21 protein-coding genes and 2 pseudogenes are annotated in these 25,719 nt (G+C 43.4%); 15 read left to right on the top strand and 8 right to left on the bottom strand.

Going from position 1 to position 25,719, the window contains the following annotated elements; all coding sequences use genetic code 11:
• Positions 1 to 191: 191 nt before the first annotated feature.
• The 4 genes and pseudogenes from vsple_RS20770 to vsple_RS20785 all read right to left on the bottom strand — a co-directional run bounded on the left by vsple_RS20770 (position 192) and on the right by vsple_RS20785 (position 5,391).
• Positions 192 to 1,964: a glycoside hydrolase family 13 protein gene (locus vsple_RS20770; RefSeq protein ID WP_261884302.1), complete on the bottom strand. Its 1,773-nt coding sequence runs from the start codon at positions 1,962 to 1,964 to the stop codon at positions 192 to 194.
• A 59-nt stretch (positions 1,965 to 2,023) separates the two neighbouring features.
• Positions 2,024 to 2,857, bottom strand: coding sequence for a sugar ABC transporter permease (locus vsple_RS20775; RefSeq protein WP_261884303.1), 834 nt, complete (start codon positions 2,855 to 2,857; stop codon positions 2,024 to 2,026).
• A 3-nt stretch (positions 2,858 to 2,860) separates the two neighbouring features.
• Positions 2,861 to 3,988 (bottom strand): annotated as a pseudogene (locus vsple_RS20780) (carbohydrate ABC transporter permease); the annotation flags it as partial.
• A 176-nt stretch (positions 3,989 to 4,164) separates the two neighbouring features.
• A complete protein-coding gene (locus vsple_RS20785) occupies positions 4,165 to 5,391 on the bottom strand; it encodes a sugar ABC transporter substrate-binding protein (RefSeq protein WP_261884304.1) in 1,227 nt (408 codons plus the stop codon).
• Between the two features lie 394 nt (positions 5,392 to 5,785).
• Between vsple_RS20785 and vsple_RS20790 the strand changes: the two genes are divergently transcribed.
• The 8 genes from vsple_RS20790 to vsple_RS20825 all read left to right on the top strand — a co-directional run bounded on the left by vsple_RS20790 (position 5,786) and on the right by vsple_RS20825 (position 12,069).
• Positions 5,786 to 6,844, top strand: coding sequence for a porin (locus vsple_RS20790; protein ID WP_261884305.1), 1,059 nt, complete (start codon positions 5,786 to 5,788; stop codon positions 6,842 to 6,844).
• Between the two features lie 29 nt (positions 6,845 to 6,873).
• Positions 6,874 to 7,878, top strand: coding sequence for a UDP-3-O-(3-hydroxymyristoyl)glucosamine N-acyltransferase (locus tag vsple_RS20795; protein ID WP_261884306.1), 1,005 nt, complete (start codon positions 6,874 to 6,876; stop codon positions 7,876 to 7,878).
• A 16-nt stretch (positions 7,879 to 7,894) separates the two neighbouring features.
• Positions 7,895 to 8,323: a hypothetical protein gene (locus tag vsple_RS20800; protein ID WP_261884307.1), complete on the top strand. Its 429-nt coding sequence runs from the start codon at positions 7,895 to 7,897 to the stop codon at positions 8,321 to 8,323.
• Positions 8,324 to 8,338: 15 nt separating this feature from the next.
• The gene (locus vsple_RS20805; protein WP_261884308.1) at positions 8,339 to 8,821 is read left to right on the top strand and encodes an early set domain-containing protein; all 483 of its coding nucleotides are present in this window, start codon (positions 8,339 to 8,341) and stop codon (positions 8,819 to 8,821) included.
• A gap of 153 nt (positions 8,822 to 8,974) precedes the next feature.
• Positions 8,975 to 10,096 (top strand): ABC transporter ATP-binding protein, encoded by a 1,122-nt coding sequence (locus vsple_RS20810; RefSeq protein ID WP_261884309.1) that lies wholly within the window; start codon positions 8,975 to 8,977, stop codon positions 10,094 to 10,096.
• A gap of 85 nt (positions 10,097 to 10,181) precedes the next feature.
• Complete coding sequence (locus vsple_RS20815; RefSeq protein ID WP_261884310.1) at positions 10,182 to 10,829, top strand: polysaccharide deacetylase family protein; 648 nt, start codon at positions 10,182 to 10,184, stop codon at positions 10,827 to 10,829.
• A 24-nt stretch (positions 10,830 to 10,853) separates the two neighbouring features.
• Positions 10,854 to 11,444: a GDSL-type esterase/lipase family protein gene (locus vsple_RS20820; RefSeq protein WP_261884311.1), complete on the top strand. Its 591-nt coding sequence runs from the start codon at positions 10,854 to 10,856 to the stop codon at positions 11,442 to 11,444.
• 262 nt (positions 11,445 to 11,706) lie between these two features.
• Positions 11,707 to 12,069 carry an SPASM domain-containing protein gene (locus vsple_RS20825; protein ID WP_261884312.1) on the top strand — a complete coding sequence of 121 codons (363 nt, stop codon included), beginning with the start codon at positions 11,707 to 11,709 and terminating at the stop codon, positions 12,067 to 12,069.
• 841 nt (positions 12,070 to 12,910) lie between these two features.
• On the opposite strand, the pseudogene vsple_RS20830 reads toward vsple_RS20825, so the two are convergent.
• Both vsple_RS20830 and vsple_RS20835 read right to left on the bottom strand, forming a co-directional pair.
• Positions 12,911 to 13,199 (bottom strand): annotated as a pseudogene (locus vsple_RS20830) (enoyl-CoA hydratase/isomerase family protein); the annotation flags it as partial.
• A 330-nt stretch (positions 13,200 to 13,529) separates the two neighbouring features.
• Entirely contained in the window at positions 13,530 to 15,353 is a 1,824-nt protein-coding gene (locus tag vsple_RS20835; protein ID WP_261884313.1) for an ABC transporter ATP-binding protein, read from the bottom strand.
• A 350-nt stretch (positions 15,354 to 15,703) separates the two neighbouring features.
• On the opposite strand from vsple_RS20835, the gene vsple_RS20840 reads away from it, so the two are divergent.
• The 5 genes from vsple_RS20840 to vsple_RS20860 all read left to right on the top strand — a co-directional run bounded on the left by vsple_RS20840 (position 15,704) and on the right by vsple_RS20860 (position 22,869).
• Positions 15,704 to 17,800 carry a TonB-dependent siderophore receptor gene (locus tag vsple_RS20840; protein ID WP_261884314.1) on the top strand — a complete coding sequence of 699 codons (2,097 nt, stop codon included), beginning with the start codon at positions 15,704 to 15,706 and terminating at the stop codon, positions 17,798 to 17,800.
• Between the two features lie 84 nt (positions 17,801 to 17,884).
• A complete protein-coding gene (locus vsple_RS20845) occupies positions 17,885 to 18,670 on the top strand; it encodes an ABC transporter ATP-binding protein (RefSeq protein WP_261884315.1) in 786 nt (261 codons plus the stop codon).
• Positions 18,661 to 19,584, top strand: a complete 924-nt coding sequence (locus tag vsple_RS20850; RefSeq protein WP_261884316.1) for an iron-siderophore ABC transporter substrate-binding protein — start codon at positions 18,661 to 18,663, stop codon at positions 19,582 to 19,584. Before vsple_RS20845 ends, vsple_RS20850 begins: the two co-directional genes overlap by 10 nt.
• A complete protein-coding gene (gene fhuB, locus vsple_RS20855; protein ID WP_261884317.1) occupies positions 19,581 to 21,548 on the top strand; it encodes a Fe(3+)-hydroxamate ABC transporter permease FhuB in 1,968 nt (655 codons plus the stop codon). The genes vsple_RS20850 and fhuB overlap by 4 nt, the downstream gene beginning before the upstream one ends.
• A 292-nt stretch (positions 21,549 to 21,840) precedes the next feature.
• Positions 21,841 to 22,869, top strand: a complete 1,029-nt coding sequence (locus vsple_RS20860; RefSeq protein ID WP_261884318.1) for a metal-dependent hydrolase — start codon at positions 21,841 to 21,843, stop codon at positions 22,867 to 22,869.
• Between the two features lie 64 nt (positions 22,870 to 22,933).
• On the opposite strand, the gene vsple_RS20865 is transcribed toward vsple_RS20860, so the two are convergent.
• The gene (locus vsple_RS20865) at positions 22,934 to 23,359 is read right to left on the bottom strand and encodes a DMT family transporter (protein ID WP_261884319.1); all 426 of its coding nucleotides are present in this window, start codon (positions 23,357 to 23,359) and stop codon (positions 22,934 to 22,936) included.
• Entirely contained in the window at positions 23,359 to 23,817 is a 459-nt protein-coding gene (locus tag vsple_RS20870; RefSeq protein WP_261884320.1) for a DMT family transporter, read from the bottom strand. The genes vsple_RS20865 and vsple_RS20870 overlap by 1 nt, the downstream gene beginning before the upstream one ends.
• A 93-nt stretch (positions 23,818 to 23,910) precedes the next feature.
• Here vsple_RS20870 and vsple_RS20875 point away from each other — a divergent pair, with 93 nt between their 5' ends.
• A complete protein-coding gene (locus tag vsple_RS20875; RefSeq protein WP_261884321.1) occupies positions 23,911 to 24,804 on the top strand; it encodes a LysR family transcriptional regulator in 894 nt (297 codons plus the stop codon).
• Between the two features lie 151 nt (positions 24,805 to 24,955).
• Positions 24,956 to 25,426, top strand: coding sequence for a Dps family protein (locus tag vsple_RS20880; RefSeq protein WP_261884322.1), 471 nt, complete (start codon positions 24,956 to 24,958; stop codon positions 25,424 to 25,426).
• The last annotated feature ends 293 nt before the right edge of the window (positions 25,427 to 25,719 follow it).

Below are 25,719 nucleotides of genomic sequence, written 5' to 3' on the forward strand. Positions count from 1 at the left end.
AGATACCATTAACTGATAATTTGAAACACAACAGCATCATTCTTCGTGACTGATGAAACGTACTGCCTTGAAATCTGTTCAATGTTTGTTCTTTTCTTTGCTCGAAACTGATTAGTCCGCTTAGATTGCGCCGATATAGAAATAAGAAACCAAATCTATCCCTACCCGAATGAGGGTAGGGAGCAAGAGGTTTATAAACCGAAGATATGGTAACCGTAAGCCGCTAGCTCAACCGCTTTACCTTCCACCGCGACTGACTTAGCTTGGTCAGAGTTATTCAGCACAAACGTCAGCTCACCGCGCTTGTACGCAACACAGTGATCATCATTCACTTGAGCCCATTCGAACGTTGGCGCGTTCAACTCTGGGTGTGCTTTACGTATCTTGATCAAACCTTTGATAAAGTCTTTAAACTCCAGATTCTGCTCGGCTTCATCCCAGATCATGCAGCGACGGTTTTCGTCGTAACTCATACCACGGCTACCTGTCATACCAACCTCACCACCGTAATAGATACAAGGTGAGCCCACTTGAGTGAACATAAATAGGTAAGCCAATTTTGCTTTCTCTAGATTGTTCTTACACAGTGAAATGATTCGGCTGGTATCGTGACTGTCTAGCAGGTTAAACATCGCCTTGTTTACGTTGTGTGGGTAAGACATGTACGAGCGGCTAACATCGTTGATAAAGCCTTTCTTGTCAGAGAGGTCTTGAGCAATAAAGTCCGTGATTGCCTGAGTCATTGGATAATTCATTAGTGAGTCGTATTGCTCACCACGTAACCACGCCATACCTTCGTGCCAGATTTCACCAAGAATGTAGCAGTCTGGTTTAATGCCTTTTACTAAACGGCGGAAGTCACGCCAAAACTCGTGGTCTACCTCGTTCGCTACGTCTAAGCGCCAGCCGTCAATATCAAATTCTTCAACCCAATGACGAGCAACATCAAGAAGGTATACTCGACACTCTTCGTTTTCGGTATTCAATTTTGGCATTGAACCAACATTTGCAAATGTTTCGTAATTCAAGTTCCAAGAATCCCACTGTTCAGAGGGGGTGTCTGGGTAAACAGGGAATTCGTTGATCCAGAACCAATCTGCGTACTTCGACTCTTTACCCTTCTTAACAACATCAAGCCATAGCGGGTTTTGATCACCGATGTGGTTGAATACCGCATCGAGCATGACCTTCATACCACGCGCATGCGCTTCTTTTACTAGTGCTTTGAATGCTTCATTGCCACCAAAGTGTGGATCAACATTCATGTAATCAACTGTGTCGTACTTATGGCTAGCGTTAGCAGTAAAGATCGGGCAGAAGTACAGGCCGTTTACGCCGAGATCTTGCAGATAATCCAGCTTATCAATCACACCCCATAGGTCACCGCCCATAAAGTTGTCATTTGTTGGTGGTGTACCCCATGGCATCACGCCCTCTGGAGAAATTTCATCACGACCATTTGCAAAACGTTCAGGGAAAATTTGATACCAAACCGTACCTTCAACCCATTCTGGCGTTTGTAGAACATCGCGTGGGTTCAGGTAAGGGAAACAGAAAAAGTTACTGATGTTGCTTAGTTCCATCTCTTCGTTTTCTGGCGTTAAGTCAACGATACGTTTCTCACCGTAAAGCATCTTCTCGCCACTCTTACCGTGAACAATGAAACCGTAACGGCTGCGACGTTTAGGTGGCGTGAACTCGCCAATCCAGTGATCGTGGTACTCTGTCTGACCTTCTAAGTCCATGCGTACTTCTGTACCGCCAACCCATCCATGCGCTTCACTGCCACCAAGGTTACCGCCATCAAGGCCGCCCTCTGCCCAGTGGTATGGGTCGCCGATCCAAAGTTCGACTTTCTCTACTTCACCCTTGCCAGTACGTAGGCGAAGGTGCAGTTTCTCTGTATTGAAGGCGTAAGCATCCGCGCTCTTAGGCGTATGCATGATAGAGCTTTTGTTAATCATGAAAATGTATCCTAGCTATTTTGTACCAAGATACTGGGGCCGGGGCCCCAGCTCCGGTTTTATTCTTTTACAGCGCCGCTTACGAGACCGGTTGTAATGTGTTTTTGTGTTGCAACGAACAACAACGTAATTGGAATAGCTACTAGCAATGAACCAGCAGCAAACAGGGTGTAATTCTCTGCTGAGCCTGAGGTAATCCAGCTAAAGATGCCGATTGCTATGGTCATCTTCTCTTCGCTACGCAGAATCAGCGTTGGCAGAATGAAGTCCATCCAAGGCGCGGTGAATGTCATCAGCGCAATGAAGACCAGAATCGGTTTTGCCAAAGGCAGAATGATGTCGAAGAAAATGGTTAAGTGACCTGCACCATCAATCTTCGCCGCCTCATCCAGCGATGTTGGAATCGCATCGAAGAAGCCTTTCACCAACCAAGTCTGGAATGGTAGCGTACCTGCGACGTACACCAGTAGCAGACCAGCGTAGGTATCAATCAGGTTGAGCTTAGAAAGCAGAACGTAGATTGCAGTCATTGATAGGAACGCTGGGAACATTTGAATCACCAGTACGCCCATCAGTACATTGCGCTTCGCCTTAAAACGGTAACGCGAGAAAATGAAAGCAGTTAACGTCACGATAAACAGCGAGATAAGCATGTTTGCCGTTGCCAGAATCAGCGTGTTTTTGTACCACATAAAGTATGGTGTGTCGGTGAACAGCGCTTTGTAGTGATCCAGCGTGAATTCAAAACCGGTAAATGAAGAACTGAATAAGTTGCTGCCTGGTTTGAATGACGCAAGAACCGTCCAGATCACTGGTGATAACACCGTAATCGCATTGGCAATTAGGAATAAATAAACAATTGCCGTGCCTGTTTGTCTTAGAAGTTTGTTCATCGTTTACATACCCACATCGTCTTTGAAAGACTTCATTCGACGGAATTGCCAAATTGCGATAACTGATAGAAACAGGAAGATCACAATCGAAACTACAGAAGCAATATGGTATTGCTGGAAGTTCAGTGTTAGCTGGTAAATCCAAGTAATTAGAATGTCGGTATGACCGGCATAACGGTATTCTGGGTTAATTGGACCACCTTCTGTTAGAAGATATACCGCACCGAAGTTATTGAAGTTGTGTGCGAATGTCATCACCAGTGATGGCGCTACTTGGTGAAGTACCATTGGCAACGTGATTTCACGGAACTGTTGGAACTTGCTCGCGCCATCCACTTCACTCGCTTCATATAGGTCTTCTGGGATATTGGTTAACGCACCAGAAACAAGCAGCATAAAGTAAGGCGCACTTGCCCAAACACTCACCAAAATTACCGTCACCTTCGCCAGTACTGGATCTGACAGGAATGCGATTGAATCAAAGCCCCATGAGTTCAGTGCATTATTCACCGGACCGATCCCGTTTAGTAGTAATCGGAAGATCAGCAATGTCACGAACGCTGGAATCGCGTAAGGCAGAATGAAAATCAGTCGGAAAACACGTTTACCCTTAATACTCTTATTCGACAGCGCTAACGCAAGAATAAAACCAAAGCCACACGTCAGAACGGTTGCACTGATTGCCCAGATAACCGTCCACGTCGCGATACCAGCAAACGTCTGTGACCAAATCTTCATCTCAAACAGAGCAAAGAAGTTTTTAAAACCAACCCAATCCACAAGGTTACGTGGCGGAATATGGTGTGGTGCAGAGTAGTTCGTAAACGAAACCAGAACCGTAATTAGAATTGGCAAAAGGATGAAACCTAAGCCCATCAAAGTTGCTGGAGAAAGCGCCAGAAGTGCAAAGTTGTCATCGTAGAAAGATTTAACCTGCTCCTTGAAGCTTTTCTTAATTGATTGAACCTTGCGTGCATCGCTAACGTTCGCGCCGTAAATCAGAACAAACAGCACAGTAAAGATGACCGCTGTAATACCTTCGATCAACATAGAGATCGAATGGTCACCTTGAATAATCTTAAACCCTTGACGCGTCTGTGCGACATCGCCAAGTGTGATTAAGCCCTTTATTGCAGCAGCAATATCCAGTGCACATGTAAGAAACGCCACTTGAACCAGTAAGAAAAGAAGACCGCGTAACTGGTGACCTTTCATAAACTGGGTAGTACCCATAATTATCAGTGAAGCGGGCAACTTAGTTGTCACGACCGGTTCTGTCTTAGCCATAGTAGACATTAAAGCCGTCCTTATTCTTGCAAGTCGATCTGTTCTTTAATGATCGAGAGTGCTTGGTTAGTAACCGCTTCAGGAGTTTGGTCATTGACGACTAACGCTGTGATCGCACTTGCCATTGGTGACCAAATGAAGCCCATTTCAGGAATAGAAGGCATTGCGTCCGCGAACGTTGCTTGCTTGATGATTGCTTTGTGCTCGTCTGATGCACTAATCGAAACCTCATCCAACACTGATTGAACTGGCGGGATTAGTTGCGTCATTTCGAAACGCGCTTTAAGCATTTTTTCTGATGTAAGGTACTCAGCGAATAGTTGTGCTGCCATTGGATACTCGGTGTATGCAGAAACAACTGCAAGGCGGACGGTTGAGAAGGTTCGTGGCTGCTCACCTTTGTAGGTCGGCATAGGGATCACACCTAAGTTAATGCCGTTTGCTTTGTGTTGCTCGATTGCCCAAGGGCCATCAACGATTGCTGCAACTTTACCTTCGGTAAACAAACCACGGCGAACTTGCGGGTTACGCATATCAAACGGGTTGAATCCTTGAGCTCGTTGCACATCTTTTAATGCGGCTAAACCTTTTTGAGCTTCTGGTGTAGCGATGCCGATGTCTTTTGCGTCTGTACCGTTCTTACCGAATTCATAACCACCGAACATGGCAAGGAACATACGTGACTCATAGTAGTTCTGGATATCCCATACAAATGCGTATTTATTTTGCTGCTTATCATTAAACGTTTCACCAAACTTCATCACTTCTTCAAAAGTAGTTGGTGCTTCTGGCATCAAATCTTTGTTATAGAAGAAAGCAGTTGTAGCAATACCTACAGGGAATCCATAAGTTAGCCCCTGAGAGAAAGCCGCTACTTGTGCGCTTGGTAGGAACTCATTGTTGATACGATCTGTATTCACAAGGTTTTCCATCACACCACCAGAAACCACCAAACCACCTAGCGTATCGTGCTCTACTTCCGCAACGTCAGCTACACGTGTCGTGCCTCCATCTTGAATAAGGCGACCAGCCGTATCCATAGGTGAAAGACCACGGAACTTAAATTTCACCTTATAGCCATGGACCTTATTAAATTCTTTCGATGCGTATTCCATATAGTCAATTGTTGGCGCATCAGTCCAAATCATGAGTTCTGCGCCAGCTTCCGGTGCAATTTCTTCGGCACTAACAAACGAGGTCGCGAAAATTGCAGAAAGCAGCGCGGTTTTTATAATTTTATTCTTCATTGGGTCACCACATTTAATTAGGTAGTTCACGATGTACGACTAAATGCTAATTTATTCCCAAGTTTAGTCAACTTTCATAGGTGTAATTTGAATAACTTTGTGACACCCGTCATACGAAATAGCATTCAACCCATAACAATCAACAACTTACAAAGATAAATTACTACTTTGTGATTAATCAGGCAGATGAAAGTATAGATAGAAAAGCACGTTTCCCTCACCCACAATGGTGATATTTATCACATATAAGCCATCAAAAAATGACCAGCATCACAATAAACAATTAAACAGGGAGACATCGTAAAAAAGTTGCCAAATAATCGCCACCAGAAAGAGTAGTTCATAACGGACTACCACTATGCAAAGATATATTAATAACAATTAAGGCCCTACCATGAATAAGAAATTGCTTTCAATTCTTGTTGCAAATGCAGTGGTTGCATCAAACTATGCATACGCAAATCGTAATACTGAAGATTTGGAGAGGATATTTAGAGCTCAAAGCGAAGAACAACAAAGTGAACTTACGTTCGATGACTTTTTCTCAGCCCACGGTACAGTTGGTACTGCGTTCGAATTTGAAGAAAAAGTCACGGATTATGAAGGCGGTCGGAGAGATAAAGAAACGATCAAAACTGCGTATATCGGTAAGCTTTATTACCATCATAAAGTGTCAAACATGGCAATTACCTATGATCTAAAGACACAAGATCTCGTTAAACGCTCATTTGATGCAAATGGTAACCAAACTGGCGCTGAAACCTCTTCTACATGGGTGCATATATTAACCGCTCAAAAAGCAATCTCTTTAGGCAACGGTTTTACAACAGGTGCGTTCTATGGTGTTGACCACCAAGTTGGCGTTGTGAACGGCAACGGGGCATTTGATGTAGATAAAACGATTACAGAACATACATTCCATATTCCTCTAACGTACTACAACCCGAAATACGGAATGGGTTTTTACTCTCACGTAGAGCTACTAAAAAGTAAGACAGACCAAGAAGCAGGTGGCACTTGGGGCGAATACAAACAAGATGACCTTGCGTACAGCTACCTATTCAAACCTTACTACCGTACTGGGAACTGGGAACTAGGCGTCGAACTCTTCTACCAAACAAAAGACACAGAAACGAGCTGGGGTGACTCTGAGTTCAATGAGTTCTATTACGAGCCACTCATAACATACAGCTTTGAAGACGCTGGTACGTTATTCCTACGTGCTCGCTTTGGTGAAAACGAAACCATCAATAAAGACAACGGTGCGGAATACTACACGGATATTCTTAAAGGTACGGTTGGCTACGAGCAAGAAATTGGTGACGATTGGTTAGTCAAAGCGGAATACGAATACACGAAAGACGAAAACACTGACAACGGCTACTTTGCTTGGGACGAAGACAAAGAAACTATTGGTCATAAAGTTTACCTTCAAGCACTATATCGCTTCTAATTCAGCGCTTATCTGGAGTTAACCGAATCATGCTTACCGTTTCCGAAATCTCACTAGTATTAGGTGGTGTTGTTGAAGGCGATGCATCTGCAATCGTCTCTCGCATCAGCTCTATCGCTCAGTCTACAGAAGAGTGTGCAGCCATTGTTATTTCCCAGAAAGATGAAAAAAAGCTTTCCGAAACAAAAGCAGCCGTGGTGATTGGTCCCGCCGCAGTTCGGTTAGCTCCTGCTAAAACCAAGATCATTCTAAACAAGCTTGATGTCGACAAGCTGAATGACTTATTGCGTTATTACCGCGTCAATAAATACCAACTTTTTGATCAGGATAATACTTCTGAGAAGCCTGATGTGTACATTGGTAAACACTGTTCTATCGGTGAGAATTGCCACTTTGGCCCTGGTGTAATAATCATGAACGGTGTGACCATAGGTAACAACGTTGCGATTAACGCAAATTCTGTGATCAAAGAAGGCACTGTCATCGGCAATAACGTCACCATCGACTCGAATAACTCGATTGGTAACTTTAGTTTCGAATACATGACCGGTAAGCACTCACGTTATGAGCGAGTAGAAAGCGTCGGTCGTGTAATCATTGAGGACAACGCGGAACTTGGCTGTAACAATACGATTGATCGCGGAACCCTAGGCGACACTATTATCGGTCGCGGCACAAAAATCGATAATCAGGTTCAAATTGGTCACGACTGTCAGCTTGGTGAAAACTGCCTGATCGTGTCTCAGGTTGGCTTAGCCGGCCACACTATTTTCGGTCACGGCGTCATTGCACAAGGCCAGGTAGGGACCGCGGGGAATATCAAGATTGGTGATAACTCTATCATCAAGGCGAAATCTGGCGTAAGCCGTTCTTTCCCAGCCAACAGCGATTTGTTTGGCTACCCTGCGAAAGACTCAAAGTCTTACTTTAAAAACCTAGCGGCACTAGACGCGCTCACCAAAGCACGTTCAAACAAAAAAGTACAACAGGAGCCTGAGAAAAAAGGCTTACTACAGCGCCTATTTGGCCGTTAAATTTCGGTGATATACGATGGAAGCATTTAACTTAATTCATTCAAACACTTCAGGTTCATCAAACTACATCAATGCCAAGCTTAGCCATTGGCACAATGACATTATGTTGAGCCTGTCTGATAACGTGAATCTGCACATTCCATCTGAGCACCAACACAAGCTGGCAAACTACATCGACTCTGAAATCATTTTTAGCATTCATCCAGAATTTGTCAGTGTTGCCATTAACGATGAGTTTTTCAATGTTGTTGACGCTGAACTGATTGGCTGTTTTGAGAAGAACGGACACCAATACCAAGAGTTCAACATTGGCGATACCAATAAAACCTGCCGTGCAAAAGCCTCGATCAACAAAGGCAATGTTGGGCAGCCATTCAAACTGAATTTCGACACTTTTTTTGGTCATATTTATGACCGTGAAACAGAAGAAAACCTAACAATCTAAATAACGGAACTCACTATGAAAACGAAAATCCTCACGGCACTTTGTGCTGCTACTCTTTTTGCTGGCTGTGCATCAACAACGGAAGAAACAGCGGTAACGCAAGCAACAGGCCCTATGGTGGATTGTTCTTTACCAACGGTTGAAGGTGATCGTGGTCCGATCAAACCAACACTTTACGTTGTAGGTACTTTTGAACAAGCAGAATGGATGCACGTTCCTGATCGTGCATTTACATACAAAGGCGATGGTATCTACCAATTGGTTCGTGAAGAAAAAGCCGGCACAGTAAACCTTCAAGTTGCCACCATGAACTGGAAACCACAATTCACTGCAGGCGGCCGTGACCTTAACGTTGGCGAAATGAAAGACCTCAAAAGAGGTGGCTTTATGAAAGACACCATCGTGGACATCGCACAGGACGGTAAATACGTGTGGAGCGTGAAGTTCGCTGAAGATAAGTCTCCAGAAAGCATCGTGATTGCTCAGTGTGCAAACTAGTCACTGCATAAGATTCTAGGTTGAGGGGACGCACCTCCCCTCTCTTTAAGAGTGCTTATCTACCCAAATAGATAAGTATTTTTACCCTAACAAAATTTAGCCCTACGCTGTCGATTTAGTTTTAGGGCCCCTATCCCAAACGTGGAGTTGAACATGGCAACAGTTAGCCTACGCAAAGTTGAAAAAGAATACGAAAACGGATTCAAAGCCGTTCATGGCATCGACCTAGACATCCAAGATGGTGAATTCATGGTATTTGTTGGTCCATCAGGTTGTGCAAAATCCACAACTCTGCGCATGGTTGCCGGCTTAGAAGATATCACTGGCGGCGAAATCCGCATTGGCGAGCGCGTGGTAAACGACCTACCACCGAAAGAACGCGGCATCGCGATGGTATTCCAGAACTACGCACTTTACCCACATAAGACTGTGTTCGATAACATGGGCTTTGGGTTGAAAATGCAAGGTAAATCAAAGGAAGAAATCAAAGCTCGCGTAGAAGAAGCAGCAGAAAAGCTAGAGATTACCGATCTTCTTGACCGTAAACCCAAAGAGATGTCTGGTGGCCAACGTCAGCGTGTAGCGGTAGGTCGTGCGATCGTACGTAAGCCTGAAGTTTTTCTTTTTGATGAACCACTGTCGAATCTTGATGCAAAACTTCGTGTTTCTATGCGTGTAAAAATCGCTCAGTTACACCAATCGCTAAAAGAAGAAGGCACTCCTGCGACCATGATCTACGTAACCCACGATCAAACCGAGGCATTAACGCTAGGCGACCGTATTTGTGTGTTAAACAAAGGCGAGATCATGCAGGTAGACACACCAACAAACCTATACAACTACCCAGCAAACAAGTTTGTGGCGAGTTTCATTGGCTCCCCTGCAATGAACCTTGTTGGCACGGCACTGCGTAAAGAAAACGGTAACTTCTACGTTGAACTTGCGCCTGGCTCTCGCGTTGTGATTCCTACAGAGAAAACTGCGAAGCTAGAAGAACACGTTGATACCAAGGTTTTCTTCGGAATTCGTCCAGAAAGCATCTCTATTGCGAACACCAAAGACGACCTAAACGCAATCGAAGGTAAATTAGCAGTTGTTGAAAACATGGGTAATGAGAAATACCTTCACTTCCGTGTCGGTGCGAATCTTGTGATTGCGCGTGTATCTGGTTCAGATATCTCAACGTCAGATATTGGTAACACCTACTATTTCAACCTAGATACCAGCTTCTGCCACATCTTTGATGGCAAGGAAGAGCTGAACATTTCTCTATAAGCCTGAGAAAAATAATGGAAGCCAGTGTTCTGAACATTGGCTTTTTTGATTGGGACAATGCAAGTTAAAACAGGAAGAGCACGCAGTGAAAGTAATTCAATGCTGGGACGATGGTGTCACTACTGATATCCGACTGATTGAAATCTTCAAAAAATACGATGCGAAGGCAACATTTAATCTGTGCTTAGGTAAAAATGGCAGTGAACGCCAACTTATCGACCAGTTCAATGATATTGATATCGTGAGCCTTGCTTATGATGAACTATACGAAACCTACAAAGACTTCGATGTCGCAAATCACTCACTTACCCATCCTGGTTTACCCTCACTAAGTCAACAAGATCTTGAATATGAAATAGTTGAAAACAAAGCGCGTTTAGAAGCTTTATTTAATCGAGAAATCAGCGGTTTTTGCTATCCATTTGGTGCGGTTAGCAACAAGGTTCGTGACGAGGTCGAAAAAGCCGGACACCGATATGCGAGAGTTGTTGAAGATTTAGAGAACCATAAGGTCAATAAGGACTTGCTACTTCTAAAACCTCACTGTCATTTTTTAGCCCCTGATTTTTGGGCCCGCTATGAAGCTGCAAAGGCCTGCGAAGTATTCTATTTTTGGGGACACTCATTTGAAATGCACACAGAAGAGATGTGGCAAGAGTTTGAGAACAAAATTGCATTCATTAGCAACGACCCTGAAGCTGAGTGGGATTCAATCACTAATGTATATAAATAGAAAAGGTGTACAAGAGGAAACAAGATGGAATTAACACTCGATTTAGACAACGCTCACTGCCCAGTAGAGAAATACCTTTCAAGCATTGAGCTATTTCAACAAGTAGAAAGAAAATGCGATTGGGTATTTCTTGGTGACAGCATTACCAACGCTGGTAGATGGGCCGAATTGTTCTCATCGTTAACAGTTTCAAATCAGGGTATTGACGGCGACACAGTAAAAGGCATGTTGGGGCGCGCACAGTTGGTCTCGAACACACACGCTGAGTCTGTTTTTATTCTAGCGGGAATTAACGACATCATTCAACAACGCTCGATTGAAAGCATTATGAACCACTATCAAGCTTTGGTGACTCAGTTTCTAGAGTGCGGTCATCAGGTGATTATTCAATCCACGTTATACACCAGTGTTGCGGAATGGAATCAGCAGGTTACTAAGTTAAACAGTGCTCTAAAGCAGCTTGCTGAGCACCACAAATTGCTGTTCATCGATATCAATGAAGGACTCGGGTTTCATGGAGCGATTGACCCGAGCGCTACCTATGATGGCACACATCTTCAGCCTACTGCTTACATCAAATGGCAGCAAACCATCGCCCGAGCATTGCAATTATAGCGGCGGTCATAAAATCCAACCGATGAAATGGCGCTTAGGAGCTAAGCGCTCTCGTTACCATTTCGTATAGTAGGACATAACCAATGGGCGGAGTTCTTTGCTAAGAACCAATTTCTTATCGGAATTTCTGTAGACGGCGGTGCGTCAATTCACGACAAGTACCGCATCTCAACCAACGGAAAACCAACCTCCGAACGTATTCGTCACGTCATCCAGCTATTAAAAGAGCATGGCGTTGCATTTAACACTCTCACGGTTGTGAATGACGCCAACTGGAATCAAGGCAGACAGGTTTATCAAACCCGAAAGCAACTTGGCTGCGACCAATCAAGTTACCTATTTTTCTATACCACGACACGGCTACTGTGAATTTATGGCTGAGGTGTTTGACGAATGGGTAACGCAAGATTTGGGTAAGATCTATATTCAAGCCTTTGAAATGCTGCTTGCTCAAAAACTTGGTTATCCCGCGGGCTTATGTATTTTCAGTAAAACCTGTGGCGACAACTTAATTGTCGAGGCCAACGGTGATGTCTACTCTTGCGACCACTTTGTTTATCCCGCCAACAAGGTCGGAAACGTTGAAGAAAAGCCGTTACTAGAGCTTACATCTAGTCCGCAATAACTTCGTTTTGGTAACGCAAAATTTAAGACTTTAACCGAGCAATGCAAGCAATGCTCTTACTTAAGTCAATGTTATAGCGGCTGTCCAAAACAGCGTATTGATAACATTGAAAATGATGTTTATCTGCACAACTATCTATGCTCCTCATACCGACATATTTTCAAGCACACTGCAAAAACAATCAACGAGCTAGCTGCTCAGCTCACCCAAAGAACCTAAATATTACAGGCTTAATAAATAGTTCCCAGCTACAAATTAGTAAATCACACCAAACTTACCAATCACCATTCTGATTATAAATTAAACGACCAGAACTAGACTGAGATCACATACAAAGACGCATTGAGCCTAGACATGCCTGCCTCATTTAAATATAGTAGTACATAGTGAACGACGCAGCTTAACTTATAGAGGTTAGTCGCTTCTTTTACTTTTTTCATGTTTAACTTTTTATATTTATTGTGCTTGAAAGAAGAGATAACTTGGTAAGTATGGCAGCTTAACGACCAAGTTAAGAGCAATAGATAAATTGAATTCCCCTTCATTTATCTAGACTCACTTCCTTCGGATTCAATAGTATTCACCTTGATCGTATTCGGAGGCCACTGGCCTCCATTTTTTTATGGGTCAACCAGTCTCATAGCCATACCTCTACGCCTCTTTAATCAATCTCGTTAGCACCGAATAACCATGGCTTGGACCACTCTCAAGCACTCCAATCTATTAACTGCCAGCTCATCTCATTTTTAAAATCACAATAAAAAAGCTCCTGAATATCAGAAGCTTTTTATCATTTGAGTAGAAAATCTTAGTTGATGTCCTGAACCTTCATCACTAAGTCTTACCAGTTACGCTGGTTTTCCATATCGTGCTCCAGATCTTGGTCGTCCGCAATCTGGAAACGCTTAACGGCGGCTGTTTTGCTTGGTATAGCCAATATGCTTCTGCCTTTAACGCTTCATCAATAGACTTATCGTTCGACTCGTAAACCATCTGTTTACAAGCGTTAATCGATTTCGCGGGGAGTTTAGAAATACGCTGTGCGAGTGCGTCAACATAAGGGCAATTTAGTCCGGTTCTAATACCTTGTTGATGGTATCGTAAGCCTCTGCCTCATCAGCATCTAAGTCAAAAGAAAGATCAAAGTCGATCGCGGTGATTTGGTGCGAGATGCTAAAGTTAACGGGATGGATATCGCTACCTACACGTATTACCGACCCACAGCTACGTGATGGCAGGCTTTCCCCGTTGCTTAAGATTATACTCTATGACCTTTGGCTATTAGCGTCTGCGGTACTCGCCTTCATAGACTGCTTCTCTCAATACTATGGCACATCACCTTAATAGGATTAAATTCAAATAAAATGTTTCAAAACTCTGAATTTCTTTTAAAAAATTGAAACAAACTCACGTAATGTGATTGGCAGAAAAAGGGAGTTCACATGAACTCCCTCTATGACTTAACCCAAGAAACCGCCCGTTTGGTGCTTCCATAACTGGGCATATACACCATTTAACTCGAGCAGCTCTTTGTGTGAACCTTGCTCAATGACCTTCCCTTGGTCCATTACGATCAAACGGTCTAACGCTGCAATCGTAGAAAGACGGTGGGCAATCGCGATAACAGTCTTACCTTCCATTAACGCTTCTAGATTTTCTTGAATCGCCGATTCCACTTCCGAGTCTAGAGCCGATGTGGCTTCATCCATAATGAGAATTGGTGCATCCTTGAGCAGAACACGGGCAATTGCTATACGTTGGCGTTGACCACCAGATAGCTTCACACCGCGCTCCCCGACCTCTACATCGTAAGCTATATTACCACTCTCGTCTTTAAGCTCTTGAATAAACTCGTGAGCATGGGCTTGTTTTGCCGCAGCAATCAAATCATCCATCGACGCATCTGGATCACCATACAAAATGTTTTCCTTAATTGAACGGTGAAGCAATGAAGTATCTTGAGTAATCATACCGATATGTTGTCGCAGAGACTCTTGTTCCACTTTAGAGATATCTTGACCATCGATACGAATCGTCCCGCTATTCACATCAAAGAAACGCAGTAACAAGTTGACCAGCGTTGATTTACCTGCACCAGAGCGGCCTACAATGCCGACTTTTTCTCCCGGTTTTATATTCAAATCAAGATTGTTGAATACTGATTTCTCGTCACTGTAATTAAACTGTACGTTGTCGAACTCAATCGCACCTTGTTTAATTTCAAGCTGTTTTGCGTTTGGTACGTCTTTGACTTCAACATCATTTGAGATGGTATTCATACCATCCACCACGGTGCCGATGTTTTCAAACAGGGAACTGACTTCCCACATGATCCATTTCGACATACCTTGCACACGCAGCGCAATACTAATGCCAACAGCAATAGCACCAATGGTTACACTCGCATCTAACCAAAGCATGACAGAAGTCGCCGCAATCGAAAGAAGTAATAGATAGTTAATGGCATCAACACTCAAAAGCAAGCAGGTTACCATTCGCATCTGGCGATAGACCGTTTTTAGGAATCCCTTCATACTGCTTTCTGCGTAATCTAATTCACGCTGAGAATGTGCGAATAACTTTACGGTTGAAATATTGGTGTAAGAATCAACGATTCGGCCCGTCATAATAGAGCGAGCGTCGGCTTGATCGGTCGCAACCTGTTTCATTCGTGGGATAAAGTACAGCTGAATAAAGATGTAAAGCACTAACCAAATTAAAATTGGCAGCATCAAGATAAGATCCGATTCACCCATCATCCAAATCATCGAGACAAAGTAGACAGAGATATAAACCAACACATCCAAAAGCTTCATCACGGTTTCACGTACGGCAAGTGCACTCTGCATGACTTTCGTCGCAACACGTCCAGCAAAATCACGTTGGAAAAAGCCTACCGCTTGCTTTAAAAGATAGCGGTGGATCAACCATCGAATAGACATAGGGTAATTCCCCAGCAACGTCTGATGCATGATCATTGAATGGCAAAAACCCAAGATCGGCATGATCACTACAACCAAAATCAGCATGTTTTCAATGCGGTCACCCTGATCTTGCCAAAATGTTGCTCTATCTTGATTCGCTAGAATATCAACCAGTTCTCCGAGGTATCGCAACAATGTCACTTCTGAAATGGCTATCAAAGCACTTAAAATCGCCATAGCGACAAGGGGAAATTCAAAACCCTTTGTATAAAATCGGCAAAAGCCTACGAGAGTTTTTGGTGGTTTTCCTGATTCATGCTCGGGAAACGCTTTCGTTAATCGTTCAAACCAATTAAACATGGAAATTGCAGCCTACTTTAGAAGGTAAATTGGGATGGGCTATTATCAGGATTCTGCGTCAAATTTAAACCGCTTTCTTATGAATGATTCATTTATATTTACAATCTTATAGATATGCAACCAATTGTAATAAAAGTACAAAATAATAAACAAAACCTCCCTAACCTTAAAAGCAAACATAAAAAAACAAGATCAATATCACATTAAAGATTTAACGTTTGATATTTTTTGTGTGATCAAAATCAAACAAAAACAGCATTAATGACTGTAGAATCTCGAACTAAATAATACTAATTATCGTTTCTCTTTTCATTGTGTATTGAGAGAATCGAGAAAACCACGAGATTGACATGAACAACATGAACTTAGGGAAGCTTGCTCTTTCGATAAAATACGGACTAACAATGGGATCGTTAGTACTCGTCCAAGCACCATTTGCTCACGCTGAAGAATCAAACAGCACAAGCCAAATGGAAACGATTACGGTTACCGCTCAAGCGCTGAAAGTAGAAACGCCAGCACAAGAGACGCCAAAGTCTGTTGCAATTGTTGGTGAGTCAGAAATCAAAGAAAAGCACGTTCAAAAACTGGATGAGGCATTTCGATACACAGCTGGTTTTACATCTCCTTATGGACCAGACAATGACGCAGAGTGGATGTTTGTTCGAGGCTTGGAGCCGAGTGTATATCTCGATGGCAACCGACTATATAAAGAAGGTTTCTGGGCATTCACGTCTGAAATGTACGGTTTAGAGCAAATAGAGTTGATCAAAGGCCCTGCTGGTGTGATGTACGGTGAAACATACCCAGGTGGTGTTATTAACTTAGTACAAAAAAAACCAACTGATATTCCTCAGAAAAGCATTTCTTTTTCTGGTGGCTCTGACAACTACCTTCAGCTTGGTGTAGATATTGCTGATTGGGCCAACAGCGATGGAAGCCAGCGCTACCGTTTCGTTGCAATGATAAATCAACAAGATGAGATGTTAGACGGTACAGAGAACAAAAGAATCTACATTGCGCCAAGTTACGCTATTGACTTTTCTGATTCGACAACCCTCACACTCTTGGCATCATTTCTTCAAGATGATGGAGTACCACAAAACAACTTTAAGCCAATTGATGGTACTTTAAGAGCGTTACCTGGTGGCGAGTACATTGACCCAAAAACCAACTACGGCCAACCTAATCACGACAAGTTTGAGAAAACTCAAATCACAGCTGGCTACCAACTTGATCATCAAATAAATGATACTTGGGCATACAAACAGAATTTTAATTACACCTATATAGATTTGTATCTGCGCAGCACTTCAGCATATCAAGATTGGCAAAATAATGATGGTGACCTTTATTCTCTAGATCGCTATACGTTAATCAACGATGGCGACAGCAATAGCTACACGTTTGATAACCACGTTGCTGGCGACTGGTACTCACAAAACATCGAACATCAATTAGTGACTGGTTTTGATTATCAATACCACAGAAACAAATGGTTAGGGAATGGAACAGGGTCATTTGTAGGTAAAGTTGATTCAGTAAATCCGGAATATGGAAGCGCGCCAGATCTCACTGCTGACCTATTTGATAACGATATTAATAAAAAGCAATTGGGTCTATACAGCCAATACCAAGCTCGTATCGCACAACAATGGATTTTTAATGTTGGTGCAAGATACGACGATATTAAAGTCGAAAGCGAAGGTAAGTTTAAAGATAAGCTAGATGACAGCCAGTTATCATTTGATACAGGTTTGATGTTTGTTGCGGACAATGGTCTATCACCGTACGTTAGCTACTCTCAATCATTCTATGTGATCAGTAGCTTAGATTTTACGACCAACAAACTGTACGACCCTATTGAGAGTGAACAAAAAGAAGTGGGTGTTAAATACACGCCTGACTTCTTAGATGGCTACATTAACGTTGCTTGGTTCGATATTGACCAAGAAAACTCTTTAATCACAGATTTAGATGGCAACGGTAATCCTACAACATCACAATCTGGTACTCAGACAAATATCAAAGGATTAGAAATTGAAGGTAAAGTTGCGGTCAGCGAAAACACCGTTGTCACTGCGGCATATACATATATGGATGCTACATCAGGAGAAGGAAGTGCGAAGCAACGTAAATCTCTCATTCCTGAACACATGGCAAATACTTGGATAACCTATGACTTTACTGGCGTTGGCATTGAAGGTTTGACCGCTGGTATTGGTGCTCGTTACACTGGCACAACCATTGATGCCACTGAAAATGCCTCAGTACCTGCATACCTACTTTGGGATGCAATGGCGAACTATAAAGTCAACAAACAGTGGGACATGCAGCTGAACGTTACCAATCTTACGGATGAGGAATATATCGCTGGTTGTGACTTTGGAATTTGCTACTACGGTGAAGAGGCTCGTGTCACAGCAACGGCAAACTACAAGTGGTAACTCACTAACAATTTATTAAGTATTACTCCCCCTCTCCTGAGGGGGATTTTTCGTATCTGTAGCAAAAAAATAGTAGCCAAATCTATGTATCAACTTTCAGACATCAAGATTCATCGCGGTGGTCGCACTATTCTTCAAGTCGATGATCTGCAAATTCCAACCAATGAGCTGACTATCGTACTCGGCCACAATGGATCAGGTAAGTCGACATTGGTAAACCTCCTTTCTGGCCAGATGGCACCTGATGAAGGGAGTATATCGCTCAACTCGAATCACCTTAAAGATTACAAAACCAAAGAGTTGGCCAAGCAAATTGCTTACTTACCACAGAAGCTACCTACTTCGGCAGGACTCACCGTTCGCGAACTAGTGAAACTGGGTCGATTTCCCTGGCGTGGTGCACTCGGCCGATGGAACGATGAAGACCACACAATTATTGAAGCGGCTATGGCGCGTACAGGCGTAACGCGTTTCGCAGATACTCTGGCAGATCAACTTTCCGGCGGTGAGCGACAACGCGCTTGGGTGTCAATGCTACTTGCGCAACAATCACCGATTCTAATCCTTGATGAACCCACTTCTGCGCTCGATGTACACCATCAATTTCAACTAATGCAGTTGTTATCCGAGCTAAACAAAACGGAAAATGTCGGTATCATTGTGATTCTTCACGATCTTAACTTAGCACTCCGCTATGCCACACACATTGTTGCATTGAAAAAAGGTCGAATCGCTTTCGAAGGCTCCGCAGATATTTTACTGGATGAGCAACGTCTGTCGGATCTTTATGAGTCGCCTATCAAGCTGATTGATCACCCAACCCCAAGCGAAACAGAAACCAGCAAGAAGGTAGCGGTTGTATGCGCTTAGTTAGCCAGTCAATTTGTCTGCTTTGGCTTGCATTCAACTTGCTGAGTTCAAGTTTGGCTCACGCTGCAATCATTGTGCATGACTCATCAGGCTCACATCAGTTTGAACAAGCACCCAAAAGGGTTGTTGTACTTAATTGGGATTTACTCGAGCAAGTTATTGCCCTTGGTGTAACGCCAGTGGGTGGTCCAGAGCTTGAGAGTTACCGATCATGGGTGGTAAACCCAAAAGCCCCAACTGACATTACCGACATTGGCTCACGTTCAGAGCCAAACCTTGAGCTGATCGCAAAACTAAAGCCAGACCTGATTCTAGCGGCCTCACCACAGCAAGATCTATTGCCTATTCTTAAACAGATTGCTCCTGTGATTTTTCTACCCAACTTCACTGAGAATGAGAACGCAGCAGAAAGTGCTATCGCTCATTTCAAAACCATCGCCAAAGTGCTTGACCGAGAACATCAAGCTCAGGCGCAATTGGATCACATTGAACAACGTTTTACAGAGCTGAGAGAAAAACTTGCTCCGTACTATGCTCCTAATTCCGATTTAGTGGTGATGCGCTTTTCTACGCTCAACTCAATATTCCTTTATTCTGATAATTCATCTACTCAGTACGTTGTATCTAAATTGGGCTTTCATAACCCAATTCAAGTAGAGCCTCGAGCTTGGGGTATCAAGCAAACACGAGTTAACACGCTACAAAAGATTGATGATGGCTACGTGCTTTATGTTTTACCGTTTCCACAAGAAGATAAGCTGAAAGACTCTCGTTTATGGCAAGCCCTTCCGTTTGTAGAAAAAGGTCATGTAAATTCTGTACGTTCTGTTTGGAACTACGGCGGCGCTATGTCACTGCTTTATCTAGCAGAAGCCATGACTGACAGCTTGCTTGAACTGAAGAAGACACCATGAACATTAAACTAATATCCCCTTCTGTTATAGCGGTTTTCTGCTTCGCGCTATTGAGTTTGCAAATCGACACCTCGCTCTCACTTTCTGCACAAATTGAACTCCTACTTACACCGAGTTCTGCCGCCAGCTTCGCCGAGATTTTCTTTGTTGACTCACAGCTACCTCGTTTAGCGATGGCTATTTTAGTTGGTGCAATGCTTGGTTTGGTCGGTAGTTTGATGCAACAACTGACACAAAATAACCTCACCTCGCCACTCACTTTGGGCAGCTCGTCAGGTGCATGGTTAGCATTAGTCGTCATGAACGTTTGGTTTATTGATTACGTTGCCGAGTATTCTGCACTGGCCGCAATGGTTGGCGCTCTGGTTGCGTTTGGTTTGATTGTCGCAATAGCAGGCATCAAGAACATGACAGGGCTGCCTCTGGTTGTGTCCGGTATGGTGATAAATATCTTACTTGGGTCCATTGCCGCAGCGATCGTAGTGCTTAATTCTCAGTTTGCACAAAACGTATTTATGTGGGGCGCAGGGGATTTAACCCAATACAATTGGGATTGGTTTGAGTGGTTGCTGCCGAAAACTGTCGTCGCTTTGATTATTTTATTGATCGCACCACGTATCCTTACTCTACTTCGCTTGGGGCAAGAAGGGGCAACTGCGCGCGGTCTTCCAGTTTTGCCTGCCTTTGGTTTATTAATGGCGATGGGCATTTGGTTGGTTTCTGCGTCCATTACCGCTGTCGGGATCATCAGTTTTATCGGATTACTTACCCCAAACATTGCACGTGCATTAGGAGCGAGAACGCCAAGACAAGAACTCATTTTAAGTGCGGTTCTGGGAGCGAGCTTACTGATTCTCACAGACACACTTGCGATGGCGCTCACCTTCTGGTTAGGCGAAACGATCCCAAGTGGCGTTACCGCTGCTGCTATCGGCGCGCCTGCTTTGATCTGGTTTAGCCGCAGGTCACTTACCGCTCAGGACCAACTCAATCTTTCAATGGGTAGTGGCAAAAGCAAAGTCTCTTTAGCTGTTGTTAGCCTAATTGCTCTGACTTGTTTAGCTGGTAGCCTGTTGTACATTTTGTCCACGATGAGCAGCGATGGTTTAGCGTTCGCAATTCCTGGTGAATATCAATGGCAATTACGCCTTCCAAGACTGGTTACGGTGGTTTCTGTTGGTATGGCGTTGTCTGTTGCGGGCGTAATTTTACAACGTTTGGTTTATAACCCACTCGCTAGCCCAGATATCTTAGGAGTATCATCCGGTGCGACATTTGCGATTGTCACAACCAGCATCGCGGCAGGCAGTGCCTTTGCAGGTTTTGAATGGAGTGTCGCTTTTGTAGGAAGTATCACTGTATTAATCGCTTTGCTTCTGCTTGGTAAGAAGCACAATTTTAACCCTTCGAACTTTATTCTGTCGGGTATCGCATTTACCGCAATGCTGGAGGCTTTTATCCAGTTCTCCCTCGCGAAAGGAACGGGCGATAGCTACAAAACTTTGCTTTGGTTAACAGGTTCAAGTTACCGCGTCACTCAACAACAGTCATTTGTGCTGTTTATCGCAAGCCTAATTTTAGTCACGACGGTACTTCTATTATCTCGTTGGTTAACCGTGATTGCCATTGGCCGACAATTTGCTAATGCTCGTGGCTTAAATGCCAACCTAGTTAATATCGTCGGGCTTTCTTTAGTCGCACTACTATGTGCCTTCTCAACCGCGACAATGGGACCGGTGGCTTTTGTTGGCTTAGTTGCCCCTCATATGGCAATGATGCTTGGTGCAAAACGAGCAAAATCTCAAATTCTGGTTGGGGGATTGGTCGGTGTCACGCTGATGGTATGGGCTGATTGGTTTGGCCAAGTACTAATTTATCCATTTAACATAGCAGCGGGCACATTGGTTGCCATTATGGGCAGTGGCTATTTCTTATTGCTAATGATGAGAAGCCGTTTTAACTAGAAACAAACTAATGGGGCTACTCTTGAATGTGCCCCTTTGCCCTATTTCTAATCGGCATTTGTCAATCACGCACAGTCCCCTATTCATCTTCCTCAATATACCCAACCCTCCAAGGGTATATTGAGGTGGTCTACTTCAATGTGAGTTAGCCGGCAGAACAACTTACTAGCTAACTCTTTTGTAAAAGTAAGTAAATTTAGGGCTGCAGAGCAGTTGAGATATTTGACTCTCAAGCGCCTTCAATTTACTTTCTGAGTCAACGTAACCTTTCAACAACATTAATACGGACAATATGGATTCTGTTACTCAAGCTGCGCTAGGCGCAACGGTCGCTGGTGCTATTGCTGGAAAGCACTGTAACGCAAAGGTTCTACTCGCAGGTGCAGCCTTGGGCACATTACCTGACTTGGATGTCATATTAGATTACGGTGACGCAGTTCAAAATACCATTAAGCACAGAGGGTTTAGTCACTCGTTGCTCGTGCTTCCACCTTTCGCTCTGCTGATTTCATGGCTGTACTGCCGCCGATACACTGACTCTTTCTGGACATTGCCGAGAGTATTCTTTCTCTCTGTTAGCGTGTTAGTGACACATACTCTGCTGGACGCAATGACTACCTATGGCACCCAGCTCATTTGGCCATTTGATGGGTATTTTGAGCTTCGCAACGTATTCATCATCGACCCTTTGTACACCTTGCCTCTCCTACTAGCAATTGGTGTTGCTTTGATATCTAAGCAAAAAGGGGGGCGATGGTGCCAAAATGTTGTTCTACTATCGACTCTCTATTTAGGCTGGGGTTATGTGTCACAACAAGTGATTGCTGAACGTGTCGAACAGAACTTGATCACCCAAAAACTACCGAGCCAACAAGTACTGATTACTCCAACAGCTTTTAACACTTTCCTGTGGCGCGTTATCGTGATGGACGATGGACAATACTGGGAAGGACTAGCGTCAGTTTTAGATAAAGACCAAAGGATCGATTTTATCTCCCGTCCACTTGGACAATGGCCTTTAGAAGAGAAACCAAACACATTAAAAGGACTCAACGCATTTTCTCACGGTTATCTGAATTACAGAGTGGAGGACGACACCTTAATTGTCTCTGATTTACGTCTAGGGATGGCGAACAATTTATCATTTGAGTTCATATTTGCAGAGAAAGACACAAATGGTGAGTGGAAGCTACTTGAAGCGACTCAACGCTACCCAAGTGAACGAGAACTGGATTTGCTCACTCCTCTTTGGCAGCGCTTAAAAGGCGATCAAAGCATCAATGCGAATTTGCAGACGATGGAAGTGAGTCTTACCCCTTAGTACGTAATTTAACTCGCAGTTTTGGCACTCACTCGATGCATAGCACTGCGAGTTAAACATACCATCACGAATTTCGTCCTTTCAAAAACACACCCAAAACCACCAGCAGAGCTCCAATGAGCTGTATTTTTAAAGTTGCTAAATCTTTGGTGGACATTTCCATCACAAGACCGAATAGCATTTGGCCAGAAACTACCATAACGATGGAGTTTGTCGAACCTAACCTCACCATTACGAAGCTGTTAACTGCGACATATAAAGCACCGATTACGCCTCCAAGATATAATACGGGGTCGCTTGGCATGGCCTGCACAGGCCCGAATAATGACACCGACACAGTAAACAACAGTAGCGATAAAAACAGAAAGCCAACAACATGGTTCACTAAAGACGCATGAAAAGCGCCATATTTCGCAGAAAGCTGCCCATTAAACACTCGGCTCAAGGTGATACAGAAGCCGTTCAATACTCCTAAAAACACAAAAATCATTAGCCGCCCACCTTACCGTAAATGATCAATAGTGCTCCTACTGAAACAAACAATGTAGGAACGAGATTGGCGAGCGACAGTCTTACTTTCGGCTGATCGAACAGTGCAAAGTGTTCAATTAAGAGTGATAACGCAAATTGCCCAATCAACGCCAGAGCTAGTGTGCCAGTAAGGCCAATCTCACTCTGCACTGTTATTGATGCTAAAACCACGGTAAAAGCGCCCGGTATTCCTCCAAACCAATATCGGTTCTTTATCGCTACCTTTTCATGTGCCCTGCCACGACTTCTAAATATCAGATACAGAAAAATAGCTACAATACCCCCAACACCATGAGCGATCCAGGATGCTTGGAAAGCAGAAGTGGCAACGCCTAACTCACTATTCACATTAATCATCAGAGCTAATAACAAGCCGCTGAATACGGCCAAAAAGCTCAAACTCAATTTATCTAACATAATCTACCCTCTTAAAGATGGCATGATTATAATTAGTCGACCGTTCGAGTATAATGGTTAGTTAATAACAACTAAGTTGAGTAAAATTCAACAATGAGAGAGATATTTTCAGCCATACCTGTTTTTGTCGCCGTCATTGAGTCGGGTTCGTTTTCTGCAGCGGCAGAACGTTTGAGTATGACAAAATCCGCAGTCAGCAAACGTATTTCCGGCCTAGAAGATAACCTTGGCACGCGTTTATTTCACCGTAGCACTCGTAAACTCACACTGACGGAAGCTGGAGAGCAATTCTCTGACTATGCACGCAACGCCCTATTCATCGCTCAGCAAGGGATCAATGCAACCACCCTCCATCAGGGAAAACCCAAAGGCACATTGAAAATCAATGCTCCAATGACGTTTTCTAGATTGCACTTAGTCCCGTTACTAAAAGAGTTTCTCGACCTGTACCCAAACATCAAAGTGATCTTGAGCATGGATGACAAAGTCGTAGAGATGATTGAAGGCGGTTACGATGTCGGTATCCGTATTGGTGAGCTCAAAGACTCATCTCTGATTGCAAAAAAGCTCGCTAAATGCCATAGCGTAGTGTGCGCCTCTCCAGAATATCTGGCCGTATATGGGACACCTAAAACACCGTCTGATTTAAAAGATCATAATTGTATCTACTACAGCCTATTCCAAGCAGGTGTTGAGTGGACCTTCTATCGTGATAACGAGAAATTAAAAGTGGAGCCTAAGGGTAACTTCGTGGTCAACAACAGCGATGCAATTTGCGAGATGCTGTTGCAAGGGCTAGGAATATGCCAGATGCCCACTTTTATAGTAAATAACCACTTAGATTCAGGGCAATTAATAGAAGTTCTTCAAGAGTACAGTCTACCTGATCACAATATCTACGCGGTTTACCCAGAACGTCGTCATGTTCCAGAGAAGGTCAGAGTTTTTCTCGAATTTCTAGAGAATAAATTCAGTTCGTTATATTAAAAGCCATTGCGAGCCATAATCTTTCAATACCCAAACTTACGATAGTTTTCACCTATCAAAAACATAGAAATAGTCCATTTTCCTTAGTCATAGGTCCGACATAAACTGTATCCAACAAAGCAAAATAATCTAACAAGACAAGGTATACAAAATGACTAAGAATTTTATTGGACTCGATAACCAACAATCACAACAACTTGCACATGAACTAAATTCGCTACTTGCTCACTACCAAGTGCTGTACATGAATGCTCGTGGATACCACTGGAACATCAAAGGCGAATCTTTCTTTGAACTACACGTAAAATTTGAAGAGATTTACACTGACCTTCAAACCAAGATTGATGAGATCGCAGAGCGAATCCTTACACTAGGCCACACTCCCGATCACGCTTTCAGCCGCTATCTTGAAGTAAGTTCGATCAATGAACATCAAAATGCCACGCAAGGTAAAGACTGCGTAACTGGTCTTGTAAATGGTTTCAGCGAGCTACTGCTCAAACAGCGCGGCATTCTTGAACAGGCAGGAGATGCATCTGATGAAGGTACAGCTGCACTTATGGGTGACTACATCCGTGAACAAGAGAAGTTAATGTGGATGCTAAATGCGTACCTGCAGTAATCCAATCTAGCGTTCTAAACCACAATTTAAACAAAGAGCTTAAAGTGACTGCTTTAAGCTCTTTTCATATGGCCGGAAAAATCCTAATACAATCAACAGTATACTAGAAAAAATCAATCAAACCCATCAAAAAACAATACAAAAACAGCATAGCGAGTACCAATTTCATATTTGGGAATTGGTCATTATCAAAGAGGTTCACTATAACTCCTTTGAGTACCCTCCACGGGCTACTTTTGTTACCGAGTGATTTCTTGTAAAAACCTAACTCCACCTTGGTGGTGAACACTAAG

Origin of the sequence: Vibrio pelagius, assembly GCF_024347575.1 — a bacterium.
GTDB classification, from domain to species: Bacteria; Pseudomonadota; Gammaproteobacteria; order Enterobacterales; family Vibrionaceae; genus Vibrio; species Vibrio pelagius.

What these genes read in the sequence shown, in the direction of transcription:
- vsple_RS20770 (WP_261884302.1), bottom strand. Translation starts at nt 1,964, where the DNA reads ATGATTAACAAAAGCTCTATCATGCATACGCCTAAGAGCGCGGATGCT.
- vsple_RS20775 (WP_261884303.1), bottom strand. Translation starts at nt 2,857, where the DNA reads ATGAACAAACTTCTAAGACAAACAGGCACGGCAATTGTTTATTTATTC.
- vsple_RS20785 (WP_261884304.1), bottom strand. Translation starts at nt 5,391, where the DNA reads ATGAAGAATAAAATTATAAAAACCGCGCTGCTTTCTGCAATTTTCGCG.
- vsple_RS20790 (WP_261884305.1), top strand. Translation starts at nt 5,786, where the DNA reads ATGAATAAGAAATTGCTTTCAATTCTTGTTGCAAATGCAGTGGTTGCA.
- vsple_RS20795 (WP_261884306.1), top strand. Translation starts at nt 6,874, where the DNA reads ATGCTTACCGTTTCCGAAATCTCACTAGTATTAGGTGGTGTTGTTGAA.
- vsple_RS20800 (WP_261884307.1), top strand. Translation starts at nt 7,895, where the DNA reads ATGGAAGCATTTAACTTAATTCATTCAAACACTTCAGGTTCATCAAAC.
- vsple_RS20805 (WP_261884308.1), top strand. Translation starts at nt 8,339, where the DNA reads ATGAAAACGAAAATCCTCACGGCACTTTGTGCTGCTACTCTTTTTGCT.
- vsple_RS20810 (WP_261884309.1), top strand. Translation starts at nt 8,975, where the DNA reads ATGGCAACAGTTAGCCTACGCAAAGTTGAAAAAGAATACGAAAACGGA.
- vsple_RS20820 (WP_261884311.1), top strand. Translation starts at nt 10,854, where the DNA reads ATGGAATTAACACTCGATTTAGACAACGCTCACTGCCCAGTAGAGAAA.
- vsple_RS20825 (WP_261884312.1), top strand. Translation starts at nt 11,707, where the DNA reads ATGACGCCAACTGGAATCAAGGCAGACAGGTTTATCAAACCCGAAAGC.
- vsple_RS20835 (WP_261884313.1), bottom strand. Translation starts at nt 15,353, where the DNA reads ATGTTTAATTGGTTTGAACGATTAACGAAAGCGTTTCCCGAGCATGAA.
- vsple_RS20840 (WP_261884314.1), top strand. Translation starts at nt 15,704, where the DNA reads ATGAACAACATGAACTTAGGGAAGCTTGCTCTTTCGATAAAATACGGA.
- vsple_RS20845 (WP_261884315.1), top strand. Translation starts at nt 17,885, where the DNA reads ATGTATCAACTTTCAGACATCAAGATTCATCGCGGTGGTCGCACTATT.
- vsple_RS20850 (WP_261884316.1), top strand. Translation starts at nt 18,661, where the DNA reads ATGCGCTTAGTTAGCCAGTCAATTTGTCTGCTTTGGCTTGCATTCAAC.
- fhuB (WP_261884317.1), top strand. Translation starts at nt 19,581, where the DNA reads ATGAACATTAAACTAATATCCCCTTCTGTTATAGCGGTTTTCTGCTTC.
- vsple_RS20860 (WP_261884318.1), top strand. Translation starts at nt 21,841, where the DNA reads ATGGATTCTGTTACTCAAGCTGCGCTAGGCGCAACGGTCGCTGGTGCT.
- vsple_RS20865 (WP_261884319.1), bottom strand. Translation starts at nt 23,359, where the DNA reads ATGATTTTTGTGTTTTTAGGAGTATTGAACGGCTTCTGTATCACCTTG.
- vsple_RS20870 (WP_261884320.1), bottom strand. Translation starts at nt 23,817, where the DNA reads ATGTTAGATAAATTGAGTTTGAGCTTTTTGGCCGTATTCAGCGGCTTG.
- vsple_RS20875 (WP_261884321.1), top strand. Translation starts at nt 23,911, where the DNA reads ATGAGAGAGATATTTTCAGCCATACCTGTTTTTGTCGCCGTCATTGAG.
- vsple_RS20880 (WP_261884322.1), top strand. Translation starts at nt 24,956, where the DNA reads ATGACTAAGAATTTTATTGGACTCGATAACCAACAATCACAACAACTT.